Origin of the sequence: Bowmanella dokdonensis, assembly GCF_017254865.1 — a bacterium.
GTDB lineage: Bacteria > Pseudomonadota > Gammaproteobacteria > Enterobacterales > Alteromonadaceae > Bowmanella > Bowmanella dokdonensis.
In genome coordinates this window covers 159395-176178 of the sequence record NZ_JAFKCV010000003.1, presented here as the reverse complement: position 1 = coordinate 176178, position 16784 = coordinate 159395, and the positions used below count along the sequence as shown (strand labels likewise).

The 16784-nt window shown below is 49.7% G+C and carries 11 protein-coding genes and 1 other RNA gene; 3 read left to right on the top strand and 9 right to left on the bottom strand.

The genetic code is table 11. The annotated features are described in order from the left end of the window. Window positions 1-5: 5 nt before the first annotated feature. A complete protein-coding gene (locus tag J0A66_RS06675) occupies window positions 6-770 on the bottom strand; it encodes a DUF3450 domain-containing protein (RefSeq protein WP_206573020.1) in 765 nt (254 codons plus the stop codon). 468 nt (window positions 771-1238) lie between these two features. On the opposite strand from J0A66_RS06675, the gene J0A66_RS06670 reads away from it, so the two are divergent. Next, window positions 1239-3080 carry a tetratricopeptide repeat-containing sulfotransferase family protein gene (locus J0A66_RS06670; protein WP_206573019.1) on the top strand — a complete coding sequence of 614 codons (1842 nt, stop codon included), beginning with the start codon at window positions 1239-1241 and terminating at the stop codon, window positions 3078-3080. Window positions 3081-3111: 31 nt separating this feature from the next. Here J0A66_RS06670 and J0A66_RS06665 read toward each other — a convergent pair whose 3' ends face one another. From J0A66_RS06665 to J0A66_RS06650, 4 genes are all read right to left on the bottom strand, one after another. After that, entirely contained in the window at window positions 3112-4797 is a 1686-nt protein-coding gene (locus J0A66_RS06665) for a tetratricopeptide repeat-containing sulfotransferase family protein (protein ID WP_206573018.1), read from the bottom strand. Between the two features lie 93 nt (window positions 4798-4890). Next, window positions 4891-7851: a TonB-dependent receptor plug domain-containing protein gene (locus tag J0A66_RS06660; RefSeq protein WP_206573017.1), complete on the bottom strand. Its 2961-nt coding sequence runs from the start codon at window positions 7849-7851 to the stop codon at window positions 4891-4893. Between the two features lie 314 nt (window positions 7852-8165). Beyond that, window positions 8166-11096, bottom strand: a complete 2931-nt coding sequence (locus tag J0A66_RS06655; protein WP_206573016.1) for a TonB-dependent receptor — start codon at window positions 11094-11096, stop codon at window positions 8166-8168. 357 nt (window positions 11097-11453) lie between these two features. After that, entirely contained in the window at window positions 11454-12542 is a 1089-nt protein-coding gene (locus tag J0A66_RS06650) for a tryptophan 2,3-dioxygenase family protein (RefSeq protein ID WP_206573015.1), read from the bottom strand. Window positions 12543-12670: 128 nt separating this feature from the next. Between J0A66_RS06650 and J0A66_RS06645 the strand changes: the two genes are divergently transcribed. Beyond that, window positions 12671-12946 (top strand): late competence development ComFB family protein, encoded by a 276-nt coding sequence (locus tag J0A66_RS06645; RefSeq protein ID WP_206573014.1) that lies wholly within the window; start codon window positions 12671-12673, stop codon window positions 12944-12946. A gap of 8 nt (window positions 12947-12954) precedes the next feature. Here the strand turns inward: J0A66_RS06645 and ffs are convergent. Both ffs and J0A66_RS06635 read right to left on the bottom strand, forming a co-directional pair. Next, window positions 12955-13051, bottom strand: an RNA gene (gene ffs, locus J0A66_RS06640) — signal recognition particle sRNA small type. A 128-nt stretch (window positions 13052-13179) separates the two neighbouring features. Then, window positions 13180-14232 carry a Leu/Phe/Val dehydrogenase gene (locus J0A66_RS06635; RefSeq protein ID WP_206573013.1) on the bottom strand — a complete coding sequence of 351 codons (1053 nt, stop codon included), beginning with the start codon at window positions 14230-14232 and terminating at the stop codon, window positions 13180-13182. A 281-nt stretch (window positions 14233-14513) separates the two neighbouring features. Between J0A66_RS06635 and J0A66_RS06630 the strand changes: the two genes are divergently transcribed. Then, entirely contained in the window at window positions 14514-14981 is a 468-nt protein-coding gene (locus tag J0A66_RS06630; RefSeq protein WP_206573012.1) for an Lrp/AsnC family transcriptional regulator, read from the top strand. Between the two features lie 51 nt (window positions 14982-15032). Here the strand turns inward: J0A66_RS06630 and maiA are convergent, their stop codons facing one another. Together maiA and J0A66_RS06620 are read right to left on the bottom strand one after the other, a co-directional pair. Further along, entirely contained in the window at window positions 15033-15686 is a 654-nt protein-coding gene (gene maiA, locus J0A66_RS06625; protein ID WP_206573011.1) for a maleylacetoacetate isomerase, read from the bottom strand. After that, on the bottom strand, window positions 15683-16699 hold the full coding sequence (locus tag J0A66_RS06620) for a fumarylacetoacetate hydrolase family protein (RefSeq protein ID WP_206573010.1): 1017 nt from the start codon (window positions 16697-16699) through the stop codon (window positions 15683-15685). The genes maiA and J0A66_RS06620 overlap by 4 nt, the downstream gene beginning before the upstream one ends. Window positions 16700-16784: the final 85 nt, after the last annotated feature.

The window sequence follows — 16784 nt, the reverse complement described above, 5'->3', positions numbered from 1 at the left end:
CTGAATTACTCCGCAGCTTTGATTGGCAGTTTGATCAGGTCGACTGGCACCAGCTTACGGGCCATACGAACGGCTGTAACAGCAGAGCTGAGGTATTCATCCCCCAACGCTTCCCAGGAGCGGGAATCGTTGTTCCAGATCCAGGCATTCTTCTGATCCAAGGACAGTGCCAGCAGTGCGGTGCGACCTAATGCAAAGAAATCCGCCGCAATAGTACGACCTTCGAACTCCAACTGCCCCTGGTATGAGTTGATACGGGAACCGTACTCATTCTCGATTTGATAGGCTTCAAGTACCTGACGGAACTGTTCTGATGTGGTGACGTTCGAGCGGCTCATCAAATCACGCAGGTGGGCAACACGCTCTTTACGGGACTCGTAGCTGACCGGCACATCCAGCTCGATGAACTGCTCGAGGGCGTCGATCATGCGATACATCAGCGGAACTACGCCACGTTTGACGCCTTCAATACCATCTATCTGACGCTGCAGGGAAGCGATAGCCGCTTCCTGGTCTGCCACCAGACGGGCAACGTGATCGTTATAGACTTTCAGGTTCTCAGTTTCGTCAATCACCTGACGGTACTCAGCGAGCAATTCCTGCGTCTGTTCGTAGATGCTGTTGATTTTCTTTTGGGATTGCGCTGCAGCCGCATGGATCTTTGCTTCTTCATTGTGCAAATCTGTTAGAGGGTCTGCAGAGACAACTTGGCTGCTACCTAGCGCGAAAGCGCCGATAACGGCAGAAGCAATTAGATTTCTCTTGCTCATTTTGGACATAGTTCCCAACCAATTTTCTTATCTTGAATCCTCACCCTGGCCTGGTCTAGCCACAAGTGAGGGGCTTATAAAAACGGTTCTGTTTATAGAAGTGGAGTCTGCAGGCCCAATAGCCTCACGGACTCGAACGCCGAATATTCACATGGAACAGACGAAATTGTCAAGGTTAGCCATCCCCGTTTACATCCTGTTAAAGGGCTAAAAACAAGGCTTGCCGTAAGCTTCAGACCTCTCGCAAGGGGAAAGATTCCTTTCAGACAAGACCAACAGCATAACTTTAAGACGACTCTTCGTCGCCTCCGCTACGCATCAGTTGACAGGTTCAAAAATCAAGCAATTCATGTCAATTCCAACACTGCCGTCACCTTTACAACTTTAGGAATGGCATATCATTCCGGCAAAGATCCTGATATACAAGTTCGCTTAACTCAAAGACAGGCAATCACAAAGCTAGCATACATGACCCAAAAGGTAGAAAACTTAATCGAGCAGGGTATTCATCTCTACAAAAAAGGGGACGCAAAATCCGCCTTGCGCTGCTTTGAACTGGCAAGCAGGGAAAAAGCAGAGGATGCAGAAATTATCAGCCTGGCAGGCCTTGCCCTGACATCCCTTGGCCGCTTTGAAGAAGCCCATGCAAAATTGGCCGCAGCCGTAGAGAAGGAACCGCATCAGCCTGGTTTCTGGCTGAATCTGGCCGAGTTCTATATTAAAAAGGCGGCACTTTCTGAAGCAGAAAGTACCTTGGTCAGCCTGTTATCCAGATTTCCGTTGTTCAAGCCTGCCCGGCACCGTCTCGCTCAACTCTATATGGACGCTGCCAGATATGAAGATACTGAGAAACTTCTTACAAAGGTGCCAACGAAGGAGCTTGGCCCTGCCCTTTTCAAACTGCTGGTCACTTCGCTGCAGTATCAGGGCAAGTGGTTGTCCTTGGCCAAAGCCGCGAGTGACTGGACGAATCTCTTTCCCACCGACTTATCAGCCTGGTTAGTCCTTGCAGGCGCGCAGCACGAATGCGGAAATTTCGAACTGGCCAGGCAGAGCTTTCAGAAGATCCTCAACCTGGAGCCGGAAAATCCCAGCTTTCAGAATATGTATGGCCAGGCCTGCCTGAATGTCTCAGAATACCAGGAGGCTGCAAAGGCACTGGACAAAGCCGAATCTTTACAACCCAATAATCCCTCTACACTCACCAATCAGGGCCTGTTGCACACCTTTTTGGGCAATCTTGATTTAGCCCTGGATTATTCAATCCGCAGTCAGCGGCTCGCACCGGATCACCTGCCTGTCTACAGCCAGCTGTCCAGGCTGCGAAAGGGGCAACTACAGGACACCGAGATTGAGTCTTTGCAGAGAATTGCCGGTACAGTAACCAGCGAAGAGGAAAGGAGTCAGGTGCATTTCCTGCTGGCACACCATTACCATGCGCGTCAGGAATTCGACAAAGCTATGCAGGAATATGAGCTGGCCAACCAACACAAATCCACGGCCAACCTGCAAAGAGGTGTGCATTACAGCCAGCAGGAAACAGAGTCTAAGTTTGACCGACTACGGCATCTCGCCGAGACGGTTTCGGTGAACTCGGATAGTACGGAGAAGGCTTGTCAGCCTATTTTTGTAGTGGGAATGCCCCGCTCGGGTACCAGTTTGCTTGATAGCCTGCTAGCGAGGCATCCTGATGTGACTTCCCTGGGCGAACGGGTGGAGATACCGGCGCTCATCACCAAGTTGCTTGCAGAACAACCCATGCCGGCCGATATATTAGAACAAATCAGGCGGGACTACTGCAATCCGCAACGGGTAAGAGATCGCTTATTTGTCGACAAAAATCCTGCCAATATTGAAGCCGTAGGTGTGATGGCAAAACTCTTTCCGGCTGCCGCTTTTGTGCAAATTGAACGCCACCCCATCGAAACCTGTCTGTCTATCTATCGCTATGAATTCTCCCATTACTGGACATTCGCTACCTCCCTGAGGGACGTGGCGCACTATTATGGCCAGTATCGAAGACTGATGGAACATTGGCAGCTGGCGCTGGGCAAGAGACTACTTACTATTCAGTATGAGTCGCTGGCCAGTGATCCCAGCTTATGGATGAAGAAGATCTATGATCATTGCGGCCTGGACTGGAACGATGCCTACCTGGAAGGAAAAGGTAATATTCAACCGGTAGCCACGCTGAGTACTGTACAAGTACGGGGTACCATAGCAGTCGCCCGTCACAGGGATAAATATCTCTCTTTGGCACAGCAATTGTCGGCTAATCTGCGCGCGAATGCTGTGGATTGTGAACAGTGAAACCAGCCGTCCAGGCAGCGATTCTTATCCTTTATAAAGCCAATCCCAGCTCACGATTCAGGTATTGGCGCACCTCCAGTAACTGAGCCGCATAGTTTCTCCATCTATTGGAAGAAGTTTGGTAAAGAGGTTTCCTAACCTGCCAGACACTGGCCGTCTTGACGGCATTGTGGCCCTTGTAGAACGTCAGACAAGCGGGATCCCATTCCAACCGGCAAAAATCCAGTAAGGCTCGGCAAGCCGGTTCCGGCTCCTGAATCAGGCGATCATAATCCAGCACATGCACATTCTCTGGCATCAGTCTCAGCCAGTGTTTAAGCAGCCTTTTGTACTGCACATAATAATGGGCAGTTGCATTGAGGTCCGAACCATAGGGCAACTGATTCCCAAGGTGCTGGAAGTAGACGGACAGACAGATATCCAGTGGATTTCTGTCAGTGCAGATAAAACGGGCATCAGGAAACAATGCCTTTACCAATCCCAGGTAAACAAAATTATCTGGACGCTTATCTGTCACCTTGATGGCCTGTGGGAAGAGTCTTTCGATGCCTTGTTTGTAATCCAATGCCAGCTTGTCCAGCTCTTTAGCATCCAGATGATGCAGATCCATCAGGTCCATCCCTGTCCGGTTCACCGTATCGGCCAACAGACTCAGTTCACCTCCTGATGTCACACTGGAGTGGCTGGCCAGTATTTGTTCGGTGAGTGTTGTGCCGGAGCGGAACATCCCACAGATAAAAATCGGGGAAAACTCCTCCTCTCTCTTACTGGATCTCAACCAGTTCCGGTCAAAGTTATGAGCAAGGGCGTCGACCTGCTGTTCTATGGCCTTTGTATCATATCCTGGAAGTCGCGACTGACAGAGCTGATTGGCGGAGCGGAAAAAAGCAAAAGCCTGGTCATAGTTACCCAAATCATCGTGCGCCTTGCCCATGGCAAACCTGGCGGCTTCTGCTTCTAAACGAGACAAGGACTTGCTGGTCATGGCCACTTGTAACTTGTTGAGGATTTCAAGTTGCTCAGCACGAAGAGTGTGCAGATGGATAAGCCGGCATAGGGCTTCGATGTGGCCAGGCTCTTTGATCAGTAACCTTTCATACAGAGTCTTCGCCGATGATTTTCTTCCCCACTCCTCCATCAGGGTTGCCAGGTTGAACAGAGCCGGCGGATAGTCAGGGGCAATGGACAGAGCTTTTTTAAGCTCCTGCTCGGCCAACTCTTCCTTTCTTAGTTCTGAATATATGGCCGCAATATTCACATGCACTTCTTCAGGCCCACTTATATTTTTAGCCAGCGCCTGCCGGTATTCCTGGATCGCCTCCTCCAGCTTGCCGGATTTTCTGAGTAACCAGGCCAGATTGAAGCGGGCATTGGCATGGTTTGGATTAGTCTGGATAAACTGTCTATAGATTTGTTCTGCCTGTTCGGTTTTTCCCAAGCGCAATAATTGTGTCGCCAAAGAGGCTACATAAGCCATCTTATCTGGGCATAACCGGCAAAGTTGGCCCAGACTGGCAAGGCCTTCCTCAGTGTCACCCGATTGGAAGCTGATCTCAGCCAACAGCTCAAGCAAACGGAGACTTTCCTCGCGCTTCTGAAGTACCCTACAAAGCTGTTTCGCCGCCTTCCAGTCCTGCTGCCGGCAGAGATCAAGCGCCTGCTGAAACAACCGGTCGTTTTCATTCACAAGTATTGCCCTGTCAACTAATGAGGTCATCTTCTGTTGCCCCTAGATTACCTCAAGCCTGTTTACTGGCGAAAAAAAACCGGTCCTTATGGACCGGTTTTTATTGGTTTGGCTAACCCGGACTTAGTAGGTCAGAGTTACACCGGCGAATACGTAGCGACCCAAGGCATCATAGAAGCCAGGGAAGGTGTTACCGTTACCGGAACCAGTGGGAGAGTTAGGAATCAACTGAGGCTCACGATCAAGCACGTTGTTAACACCCAATCTCAGAGAGACATTCTCATGAGCCTGCCAAGTAGCAGCTAGATCCAGATAGTTTTCTGCTTCAAACTCATCTTCACCGCCGAGTTCGTCAACAGCTCCCAAATGGCGCCATGTAGCTGTTACAGAAGCATCCCACGGAGTTGACCAAGTTGCTCTCAAGTTGTGACGCCATTCAGGTGTAGGCTGTCCACAGGAGGTACGATCCCAATAGCCGGCACATTCAACAATGTCAGCACCAGGAATCGGTTGATCAGCCAAAGTCTCTAACCAGGTACCAATCAAACCGATCTTAATGCCGCCCATCTCACCGATATCGAAGTCATAGGTTGCTTCAATATCAACGCCAGAGGTTTCTTTGTAACCAATGTTGATATCGGTCGCAATGATGGCGTTACTGCCAATCCAAAGGTTACCGTTGGCACCGCGGTTAATCAGGCTACAGAAAGCCTCATTACCTGTTTTGGCACACTGTTCCAGAATAACATCCTGAGGTACGTTATCGATAGCATCTTCAATTTCAATCTTGAAGTAGTCGATGCTCATATTAAAGCCTGGCAGGGCACTTGGAGAGAGAGCCATACCGAACGAGAAGGTATCGGAAGACTCAGGATCCAAATCAGGATTACCGCCTGTGACTGTGTTGTACTGGCCGGCAGGACTGGTCAGGGCTGTACTACCATAATTAGCTGCACTCAGGCCAGTGTTAGCACATTCTTGCTGAGTATATTCAGGTGGCGTGATGCTACCATCAGTGTTTACTGTTACCGCGCAAGGATCATTGTCCAGATCGAACAGACCGATGCCTTGGGGACGGAACAGCTCACGGATATTACCGGCTCGTACAGCTCGCTGGAAGCTGGCACGGAAACGTACATCATCATTCACTCCCCAGTCCAAGGCGTACTTGTAAGTATTGGTGGTCTTGTCAGTGGAGTAATCGGAATAGCGGTAAGCCAGTTCTAACGTCAGTTCATCGGCAAATGATGCCCCTTCAACTAGCGGAATATCCAACTCGCCGAAGATTTCTTTCACGCTGAACGAACCTTCAACACCATTAGTAGGTCCGCCCTGACCTGCGCCATCACCAGAGGTAAAGCCAAAATCAGGTTCGAACTTCAGTGCCTCACGACGGTATTCAGCACCCAACACCACACCAACACCAGTAGAGGTACCAGGAACCATTACACCGGCTTCGGTCAAATCACCAGTTACATAACCACTGACTTGAGTACTATGTGTGTCACCCCGTGCGAACAACGGCTTAATCAAATAGGCCAATGCAGCATCCGTCACACCACCTTCCTGAAAGATATTCCAGGGAACACAGTTAGGATCTGTTGAATCGAGCACAGATTTACAAACCGGATTACCGTCGGCATCGACAGTGACATCGAGAGCTTTTCTCATATGGTCTACTGATAGCTCATTACGATATGTCTCGACCATGCCCACTGAGCCATGGTTGGCGAATACATCGTAGGACCAACTGTCGTTAATAATACCTCGCATACCCAACACCGCGCGCATAGATGTATGGCGCAAATCGTCCTGACGGGGGCCTCCTTCCAAGTTTCGGCGACCAATATAGAAGCCAGGATAGTTTTCTACGATGAATTCGCCTGTGTCTGGATCAATTTCATCGGTCACTTCGCTGTAAGGCTCAAAGTAGTCATTCCTGGTCAAGCCGCGAGTGCCACATGTTGCGTCAAATTGGGCATCAGACAGGAAAGGGTTGCCACAAAATAAACGACTGGTGCTGAAAAAGTTACCTGACGGAGCTATCTGAGCTACAGAGCGGTCATCCATATAGCTGACTTCTGCATAAACTTCTGCATGCTCATTGATCTCATACTTACCAATAGCACCGAACGTCTTACGCTCATCAGGGCGCTGGTAGTAATTCAACGGACCATAGTTATAGAGATCCTGGAACGGAATAAATTCGTCACCTTCCACCTGATAATCAAAGGTATCGAAGTCAGTAAACCGGCCCCAAGGTACAGTACTGGACCCACCACAAGCATACGCTTCACGGGAGCCTCCCAATGCACAAGCACTGAAATCACGCTCGGACTGAGTCAGGGCCTTGATATCACGGAAGGTACCATACAAAGTGACATTACCACGACCATCGGCCGTGTTAGCTCCTAACATGAAAGAGAAGTCATTAGAATGACCATCCCTTACATTGCTGTTTGGTAAATCAAAGTCACGTGCTTCAACAACGCTCTGTATATATTCATTATCGTTTTTGTGCTGATAAAAACTGTGCTGATAATCGAAGCTAAAGCCTTCAAAGTCGTCTTTGAGGATAAAGTTAACCACCCCGGCGACGGCGTCAGAACCGTAAGTTGCAGATGAGCCACCGGTCAGCACTTCGATACGCTCAATCAAAGACGCAGGAATTTGGTTAACGTCTGCAGCAATACCACCTGCACCCGGTGAACCAGAAGGCAGGCGACGACCATTAACCAAAACCAACGTACGCACAGAATCTAGGTTACGTAGGTTCAGCGTCGCAGTACCGGTTGAACCGTTAGCAACGTTGGCAGTCTGAGCAGCAAACAGAGCCGGCATATCGTTAAGGATATCTTCAACACGGGTCAGACCAGTGATGGCGATATCAGCCGCAGTGATTTCTGTTACCGGGCTGGCGCTAACCATGTTAACGCGTTGGATACGTGAACCCGTAACGGAGATTTTTTCTACCGCCTGAGCTCCATCTTCCTGAGCAAATGCTGCAGGAGCGAAAGCTGCAGAGGTAGCACCCAGAGTCAGTGCCAAACGCACTGCTCCAGACAGTCTGGATCTTGTATACATGTTTTGTCTCCCTGGACCACTAAATAGTTTTAGTGATTATTGTTTTACCGCTTCAAACGGTTATTTTTCATAAGAGGTAGTGAACCTCTCGGACGATAATATACATAGGGTTAGGTCAGGGTCAATACGAAAGGGGTTCAAGAAACAGGCAGTTGACAGCTCAACACACCTAGGGTGTCGCTTTGTAAAGTAAATAGTACAGGAACACTGCTTGTTATCGAGTCAACCGCCAGGGAACGATCTCCAATAAACAAACAGTGCTCCATGCCTTAAAGTAGTGGAAGCCAACAGTCTAGCCGGCTTCCAAGACTGCCTTAGTAACGCAGAGATGCACTCAAACGGAAGTAACGGGGTGTCTGGGTGTTCTCGGTTAACCCGTAATAACGATTCGGAAGCGGTGTGCCATCATCACGATATTCGCTTTCAGAATCGGCAATCTCTTCCACTTCTGTCACAGTGTCACTATCTAGGACGTTAAATACATCCCCACGGAAGGTTAACTCATAGTCGCCCAACATAGTGGTATAGCTAAGGGATAGATCCAACTGAGTTACAGAAGAGGTAGTACCGCGGCTACCGCGTGGAACCAATACACCTTGCTCATAGAAAGATTCAGAGCCATAGGCGGCAGCAAAGGCATCAGTGGGGTGCTCACCGAATGCGTTGATTGGACGACCAGATTGATAACTGAAATTGGCACCCACAATCAGGTTTTCGGTCAATGCATAACCACCATAGACTTTCAAAGCGTGGCGCCGATCATTTGGCAGGTTACCGTAGGCTCCATCCAACAGTCCGGGCTGATCAAATAGAGTAGTGATACCTGCATCATCCTGACCATTGTCAGAACGTACATAACCTTCGTTATTGCCATAACTATGTGACCAGGTATAAGCCGCTTTCATGAACCACTGATTATCCCATGCGCGCTCTACAGTAAGATCGATGGCAGAGTATTTACGTACAGATTCTGGATAACCCAGGTCCTCTGCTGAGAGGTCCATCCTGGTCAGTTCACCATCGGTCCCAGGCAAATCACGGGTATAGATAGTCATATCTGTACCTGGATTGGTCAATACGTAGCTATGGAAACCTCCCCATATGTCGGACACGTCACCGTACCCGTTGTCCGCTGCCCAGGCTATGACGGCTGCATCGATAGCCACATCCTCAATGGTAGTGGACAATTCACGATAAGTACCTTGGATACCTACAGACCACATATCACTAAGAGCAAACTGATAACCAAGCATGTATTCATCGGAATACATGGCATCAAGATCCTGATCAACTATTTCGCGCTCATCTGGCACAGTTCCGTCTCCAAAGACAGTCAAACCAGTTAAAGCATCTCCAATCTGGGGGGTGTCGTCGGCATTTAGACCCAACAATTCGAAATACTGCTCATCGAATAGTTCAGCACCCGACAAGCGCACGTTTGTGTTGGCAGCAACGGGTAGATAATACCGGCCATAGCTAAACCAGGCTTTCGATTCTCCGTCACCTTTGACATCCCACACAGCTCCCAATCTTGGTGCCCACTGGTTGTCCATTTTGACAAACGTCTCGCCAGCCGCATTCTTGTTGTCGAAGGTGTCATTACGCAGTCCCAAGTTCAGCACGAGACTATCGGTAATCTGCCACGCGTCCTGAATATAAAATGCAGAGGCTTCTGTTTCAAATTCTCCGCCGGTATTGTAGTGACGCACCCGCACCCCATCTCCGGTACTGGAATCGGCTCTGTCCACATAGCGATAATAGATTCCGCCGGAATAGCGTGTTACATCGCTGGCTGTCATTGTTTCATGGTCGATACCAAAGCGAATTTCATGATCGCCAAGATACCAGTCTGCATCAACACGGTACGCTTTACGTTCATCAGACGCGGCACTAGGTGTCGATGCTGCCCAATTACCCAAATTACTATTGCCACCGTCACGTACATCTATAATAAGAGGGTTTTCATCCAAGACGCTGTAATTGGTACGATCATACTTATTGACGCCGTACTGGGCTGAAAGTGAGAAGTCATCGGTAATGACACCTGTATATTTGACTATATAGTTGTCCCCACCACGACTACGGTATTCGGGCTCTTCGCCAAATGTTGCAGTGCCAGTCTCATTGTCGTAAGTGCCTATAAATCTTACAGTTTCACGTGCATCTGAGAATCCGGTAATTTCCAGAATATGATCTTCTGTAATATACCAATCTATCTTCGCCCCCCAGAAAGAATCATCTATTTCGTCACTGTAGTGAGTGAAAGGACCCGTTCCCAATGTTGTGGTACTAAATATCTGTTCTTCCTGGTGAGGGTTAAACATTGCGTAGAAGAACAACTTATCTTCGATGATTGCACCACTGGCCCAGATATTCAGATCCTGCTGTTCAAAGCTGTCTTGACTGTTCAGTAAGACAACCTCCCCTGTTTCCGGATCTATGGTATCGGGCTTGTACTCACGGAAACTTTCCGGCTCCCAATAATAATTCACCCCCCAGTGAAATTCATTGGAGCCGCTCTTGGTTGTAGCGTTGATCACACCACCGGTGGAACGACCAAATTCGGCTGAATAACCGCCAGTTTTCACTTCAAAAGTGTCATAAAATTCAAAAGGAACTTCCGTAGATTCCGTTCCTGTTCTGAAGTCTGTGATATTCAGGCCGTTCACAAAGAAAGCATTTTCAGCAACTGATGCACCACCAATCGAAGGGAGGTTCCCGAAAGCACTATCTCCTTTTGTCGTTCCTGGGGCCAATAATGCCACACCAGTTACATCACGCGGCACTGGCACCTTACTGACTAAGAAGTCATCTACTACAATACCTGCGGTACTTGACGATACATCGACCATGGAAACCATGGAGCCGCGAACTTCAAGGCGTTCCATGCCTTCCACCTGCATAGGGATATTGATGTTAGTTCTTCCCGAAAGACCAACATTTACGGTTTCCTGAACTACCTGCACATAACCATTCTTCTCTGCTGTAACCTTATACTGACCAATGGGTAGCAACGGGAAGCGGAAATTACCATCCTCGTCGCTGGTTACAGTACGAGTCAAACCCGTGTCTTTGTTGGTGATTGTGATAGAGACCTGGGCTAATTCTGATCCAGTAGCAGCAACTGTTTTACCCACAATCATCCCATCTGTATCACCGGCCAAGGCAACTGGTGAGAGTGCTGTCGCTGCGGCAATAGCCAAAGCCAGGCGAATGGACTTCGCCACCTTTGAATTTGTATACATGTAGTTATCTCCCTGTACCACTAAAGGCTTTTTAGTGATTGTTATGTCCGCAGAAGCGGTTCTTTTTTGTAAGTATTTGTTACGAGGTAGTGTGCCTCGGATAAATATTAAACACAGCAAGGCTATGGGGTCAATTGCACATACCGAGGGATGAATGGGATTGAAACCTATGATTTAAGAGACTTTTTGTGGTGAGGCATCTGCCTCAAAGCCTTTGTTTACAAGGAATTTACAAATGTAACTAGAATGTGGATGTCAAGGAAAGTGTAGAAATGTTTACAATTGAAAACTTGCTATTTTAATTTTCTTGGGATGCAAATGCTTACCAGGTCAGGAGTAACCTGGTAAGCATTAGACTCAACTGAGAGAAAATCCCAGTTTGCTGCGTACCTCCGCCGGCAACTCCGGCAGCGCCGCCTTGGGAAGCAGAAAAGTGGACATATTGAAGAAATCTTTGAAGATACGGTTGGACTCGGTGGTACGCTTAAGATACTCATGGCCAGATGAGCCGCCGGTTCCTATCTTCCCGCCCAGCATTCTTTGCACCATCATGGCATGCCGGTAACGCCAGAGGGTCAGTTTCTCGTCTATTTCTGTCAGGCAGGTAATAAACTGGTAAGGCAGATTGAAAAGTGGTTCTTCGTTGTACTGGTTGATAAAAAGGGCTGCCAACAAAGCCTTCTGCGATAATCTGAACTGCCCCTGCTCCTGCCAGAGTGAAAATTTCTCCTTGTCCCACAATGCGTCAAAGGTCTCCCGGGTATTGTCCAGCTCTTTGAGCTCCTGACGCAGCTCCTTGTCACTCAGTGTAGGATTATTGCGGATGATCTGTTCGTCATGTTCGAGCATTTGCCGGGTGGCAGTGCGGTAAAGTTCCCAGAAGCGGAATTTACCAAACTCCAGCAGTGGCAGTCTCTCAAGCCATTTTTGCGTCAGTTCAAAGAGGCTGTCTTTCTTCTCCAGGTTTTCCAGGAAGTCCCGATCGGACTGTTCCAGCCGGTTGTAGAATGATTGCTTGTCGAAATCAATGCGAAACTCACGCTTGAGGCCCAGGCAGATCTCCAACATCTTGAACTGGATACTCTGAAAACCTGACGCCGGCACCAGATAATCCCTGAAGGCCAGAAACTCCTGGGGACTCATGGTTTCCATCACGCCAATCTGATCATTGAGCAGTTCCTGGATGCTGATGACCCGTTTCAGCCGATGCACGACGGTGGTCAACTGCTGATCTTTAACCTCCTGTTCAGAGAACACATCAATTATGGAATTCAGTTCATGCAGTATTTGCTTGAACCAGAGTTCATAGACCTGATGCACAATGATAAACAGGGTTTCTTCGTGGGCGGCCTCACCGTATCTGCTGCTTTGCAGGGACTGTGCACTTAGCAACCTGTCCAACTGCAAATAGTCTCCGTAATAAACCGGCTCCAGATTCTTTTTCATGCTTTATCTTCCAATGCTTTAACCCACCAAAGGATATCACTATTCCAGGCCGCCCTGAATCCGGCTATGGCCTGACAGATAAACTTGGGCTAGCATTCTCACAGACTAACAAAAAAGCTGGAGAGCAGATGAAGCTGGATGACGACATACACAACTATTACGAACATTTGGTAACAGACAGAATAGAAACCATGGGGCTGCAAAAGACCAAAGACGCTGATTATATCGCCGACCTGTGTTGCCTGACTCTGAATCAGGTTCCGCCCAGGTACATCCGTTATGAGGTGGACATGGCCTTTTATGTCTCGCAAAGCGAACGCCATCAAATGGAGATGAATGTCGCCGAAGCCATGGACAAGGCGCTGAAATATCTGGATGCGGCGGTCGCCAAAGAGAAGGAATGAGGTGGCGGCCCAATCAGCCACATCCCGGCACATGAGTTCTTTACTGCGGCTGCTCCCTTCCGGGCCTGACCGGGTTCATAAAGTATCATTGCGGGAGGACCGAAAGGGCCACCATTGAAAAGCCGGCAGGATTGCTGACAACAAACTGAGCAGAAGCACTGCAGGCGGCGCGCATTATCCATCAAGCGTCTGCCGGATTCAAGGACAGACGCCACTGCACACCCTATCGCCGGTTATTTGGCCAGAAAGCGTTCTTCGGCCATGCGGTTTGCTTCGATATTGGTAGGCAGGTTCTGCTCTTCCGAACGCTGGTAGATTTCCACCAGGGTGTCGCCTATGCCCTCAATATGCTTGCGCATCGCTTCGGCTGAACTGTCCATCTTCTGATGGAAGATATCGATAACACCGCCGGCATTGATGACGTAATCAGGCGCATAGAGTATGCCTTTGTCTTTCAGGATCTGGCCATGACGCTCCTCCGCCAGCTGATTGTTGGCTGCCCCAGCCACGACTTTGGCCTTGAGCAGGGAGATGCTGTTGTCGTTAATAACGGCACCCATGGCACAAGGAGCCAACACGTCCACGTCCAGAGCAAAGATTTCATCCGGAGATACCACGGTAGCCCCCAGTTCCTGCGCCGCTTTGTCCAGGTTATCCGGATAAATATCGGTAACAAAAAGTTTGGCACCTTCCCTGTGCAGGTGCTCAGCAAGACGGTAACCCACATGTCCCAGCCCCTGAATGGCCACAGACACTCCGTTAAGGTCGGTTTTCAGGGCGTGGCGGACGGAGGATCTAAGTCCAACAAACACCCCATATGCCGTGGAAGGTGCCGGATTGCCATCAGCCTCCCCACCATCGTATCGATACTTGGCCTGCGTACCGGCGATATAATCGCTGCGCTGGGCCATCAGTTTAAGGTCCTTTACCGCAATGCCCGAATCTTCTGCGGTGATATATTTACCTCCCAGGCTCTGCACGAACTCGCCCATGGCCAGCATCATCTCGTCGGTCTTTAACTTACGCGGATCGCCGATAATGACTGATTTGCCCCCACCCAGCTCAAGGTTGGCCATGGCAGACTTGTAAGACATGCCTTTGGACAATCTGAGCACATCAGTCAGGGCTTCTTCACTGCTGGCATAGGGCCACATACGGCATCCGCCCAGGGCGGGTCCCAGGTTAGTGTTATGCACCGCAATAATGGCTTTGAGACCACTTTTGGCGTCATGGAAAAACGCAACTTTCTCGTGATTATCGTAAGCTTTGTGATCGAAAACGGACATATGGATTCACCCTATTGATAAAGGAGGGATACGGGAGAATTCTCCGGGCATCTGAGACGCCGCTGGCGGGCAGACAACCAGGAAAACTGTTATTGAATTGTTGCACATAGTAGCTCAACGACCAGAGGATATGTCTTGCTAAGTTAATGAGCCGCCAGATCCCTTCTGCAACGAAACAGCTAAAATATGCGACGAACTAGGACGCGCATCCTAGTAAATTCCCTTGAAAAACAGAAATTTTTTCCGCATCCTTGTGCGACTTTGTAACTCCATTGTTATATATGAAATTAGACAAATTTGATCGTGAAATTCTGCGGGTTCTGCAAAAGGATGCCACCGTCTCCATGGCAGAGCTCAGCCAGCGGGTGGGCTTATCGCACACCCCCTGCTGGAGGCGGGTCAAGCGGCTGGAAAGTGATGGGATCATCAAGCGGAAGGTGACCTTGCTGGACGGCAAGAAGCTTAATCTGGGTGTCAGTGTGTTCATTTATGTGACCCTGAAGAACCATGACGAAGAGTCACTGAACAGCTTTGAAGCAGCAGTCCAGCATATTCCCGAGGTAGTGGAATGCCATACCACCAGCGGTGAAAAGGATTATCTGCTTAAAGTGGTGGTGGAAAGCATCGAAGAATACGAGCAGCTTCTGAAGAGCAAGCTGACCCACCTGCCCTGTGTCGACCATCTGAGCTCGACCTTTGCCCTTAAACAGGTCAAGAATACCACCGAACTCCCTATCAAGAGTCAGTGACAGAAAAGCCCGGTACAAGCCGGGCTTTTGCATTTTACTGCCTGTCCTGACTTACTGGGCGTCCGGCTGATTTTCCGGCGCGGCCCTGCTGAAAGCCTCCAGCTTGTTGCAGTTCTCGGCGATCCGTTGAATCAACGGATAATCCGCCATATCCACCCCGAAACGCAGAGCATTGTAGACCTGTGGCACCAGACACACATCGACCAGCGTTAAATCAAAGCCGAAGCAATACTTGCCAGCCGTGGTCTGCAGGCGCTTTTCGATACCGGTAAAGCCTTTTTCTATCCAGTACCGCGCCCAGACAGCCTTGCCTTCTGCATCAGCATCAAATTCCCGTTCCAGGTATTGCAACACCCGCAGGTTTGCCAGCGGTTGGATGTCGGCCGCCACGTCATAAGCCAGCGCCCTGACTCTGGCGCGCTGCAACTTATGTTCGGGCAGCAGCGCCGGGCCGGTGTCGTATTTTTCATCCAGGTATTCGATAATGGCAAGGGACTGGTTGAGGATAATGTCTTCGTCCTCATCCACCAGGGTTGGCACCAGGGCAGAGGGATTCAGGCCCTGATAGGACCGTAGATGTTGCTCCCCGCCATCCCTGACCAGATGCACGGACTGATGCTCAAAAGGAATGTCTTTCAAATGGAGGGCGATTCTGACCCGATAGCTGGCAGAAGATCGCCAATAGCCGTACAACCTGATGCTCATGCCTGGTACTCTCTGACCTGCTGATCGATGGCGCCGAAAATACTGTTGCCATTTTCATCCAGCATTTCGATCCGCACACGATCCCCAAATTTCATAAAACCGGTGCTGGGTTTTCCGTCACGGATCGTCTCAATCATGCGGACCTCAGCAATGCATGAATAGCCCACACCGCCTTCGTCTATGGACGTACCATGTTCGGTGCCCTGCTTGTTGGAGACAGTACCTGAACCAATAATGGCACCTGCTTTCAGGTTTCGGGTCTTGGCCGCATGAGCGATAAGCTCGCCAAAGTTAAAGGTCATGTCCTGCCCCGCCTCAGGTTTGCCAAATGCTTTACCGTTAAAGCTGGACAACAGGGGTAGATGAACCTTGAAATCATGCCAGCAATCGCCCAGTTCATCCGGCGTCACGGCCACCGGCGAAAAGGACGAGGCCGGTTTGGACTGGAAGAAGCCAAAGCCTTTAGCCAGTTCGCCGGGGATCAATCCACGCAGTGAGACGTCGTTGACCAGCATCAGCAAGCGCACATGATTACCGGCTTCCTGGGCTGACACGCCCATGGAGACATCGCCGGTCACCACTGCTATTTCACCCTCGAAATCGATGCCCCATTCGTCACTGGGCAACTGAATATCATCCATCGGTCCGATAAAGTCGTCCGAGCCTCCCTGATACATCAGGGGGTCTGTCCAGAAGCTTTCAGGCATCTCGGCTCCCCGGGCCTTGCGGACCAGCTCCACATGGTTCACATAAGCGCTGCCGTCCGCCCACTGGAAAGCCCTGGGCAGAGGCGACTCACAGTCTTTGGCATCGAAGGCAATCACATCATCCAACTGGCCGATGTTGAGGGCGTGGTAAGTAGCCTGCAGATGCATGGATACCGTATCCCAGTTATCCAGTGCAGTCTGCATTGTGGAAGCGATGTGCGTCACCGCTACCGCTGTTTTCAAATCTTTGCTGACGACCACTAACTGGCCGTCTCTGGTACCATTTTTTAAAGTTGCTAGTTTCATGAATTATTCTGACTTTTGTTTCCAATAGTTAAGTTTCACAGGATCTGTCCTCATACCGGCAAGGGTCCCTGACTGGTTGAAGATG

What these genes read in the sequence shown, in the direction of transcription:
- J0A66_RS06665 (WP_206573018.1), bottom strand. Translation starts at nt 4,797, where the DNA reads ATGACCTCATTAGTTGACAGGGCAATACTTGTGAATGAAAACGACCGG.
- J0A66_RS06645 (WP_206573014.1), top strand. Translation starts at nt 12,671, where the DNA reads ATGAAGCTGGATGACGACATACACAACTATTACGAACATTTGGTAACA.
- J0A66_RS06675 (WP_206573020.1), bottom strand. Translation starts at nt 770, where the DNA reads ATGAGCAAGAGAAATCTAATTGCTTCTGCCGTTATCGGCGCTTTCGCG.
- J0A66_RS06660 (WP_206573017.1), bottom strand. Translation starts at nt 7,851, where the DNA reads ATGTATACAAGATCCAGACTGTCTGGAGCAGTGCGTTTGGCACTGACT.
- maiA (WP_206573011.1), bottom strand. Translation starts at nt 15,686, where the DNA reads ATGAGCATCAGGTTGTACGGCTATTGGCGATCTTCTGCCAGCTATCGG.
- J0A66_RS06655 (WP_206573016.1), bottom strand. Translation starts at nt 11,096, where the DNA reads ATGTATACAAATTCAAAGGTGGCGAAGTCCATTCGCCTGGCTTTGGCT.
- J0A66_RS06635 (WP_206573013.1), bottom strand. Translation starts at nt 14,232, where the DNA reads ATGTCCGTTTTCGATCACAAAGCTTACGATAATCACGAGAAAGTTGCG.
- J0A66_RS06630 (WP_206573012.1), top strand. Translation starts at nt 14,514, where the DNA reads ATGAAATTAGACAAATTTGATCGTGAAATTCTGCGGGTTCTGCAAAAG.
- J0A66_RS06670 (WP_206573019.1), top strand. Translation starts at nt 1,239, where the DNA reads ATGACCCAAAAGGTAGAAAACTTAATCGAGCAGGGTATTCATCTCTAC.
- J0A66_RS06650 (WP_206573015.1), bottom strand. Translation starts at nt 12,542, where the DNA reads ATGAAAAAGAATCTGGAGCCGGTTTATTACGGAGACTATTTGCAGTTG.
- J0A66_RS06620 (WP_206573010.1), bottom strand. Translation starts at nt 16,699, where the DNA reads ATGAAACTAGCAACTTTAAAAAATGGTACCAGAGACGGCCAGTTAGTG.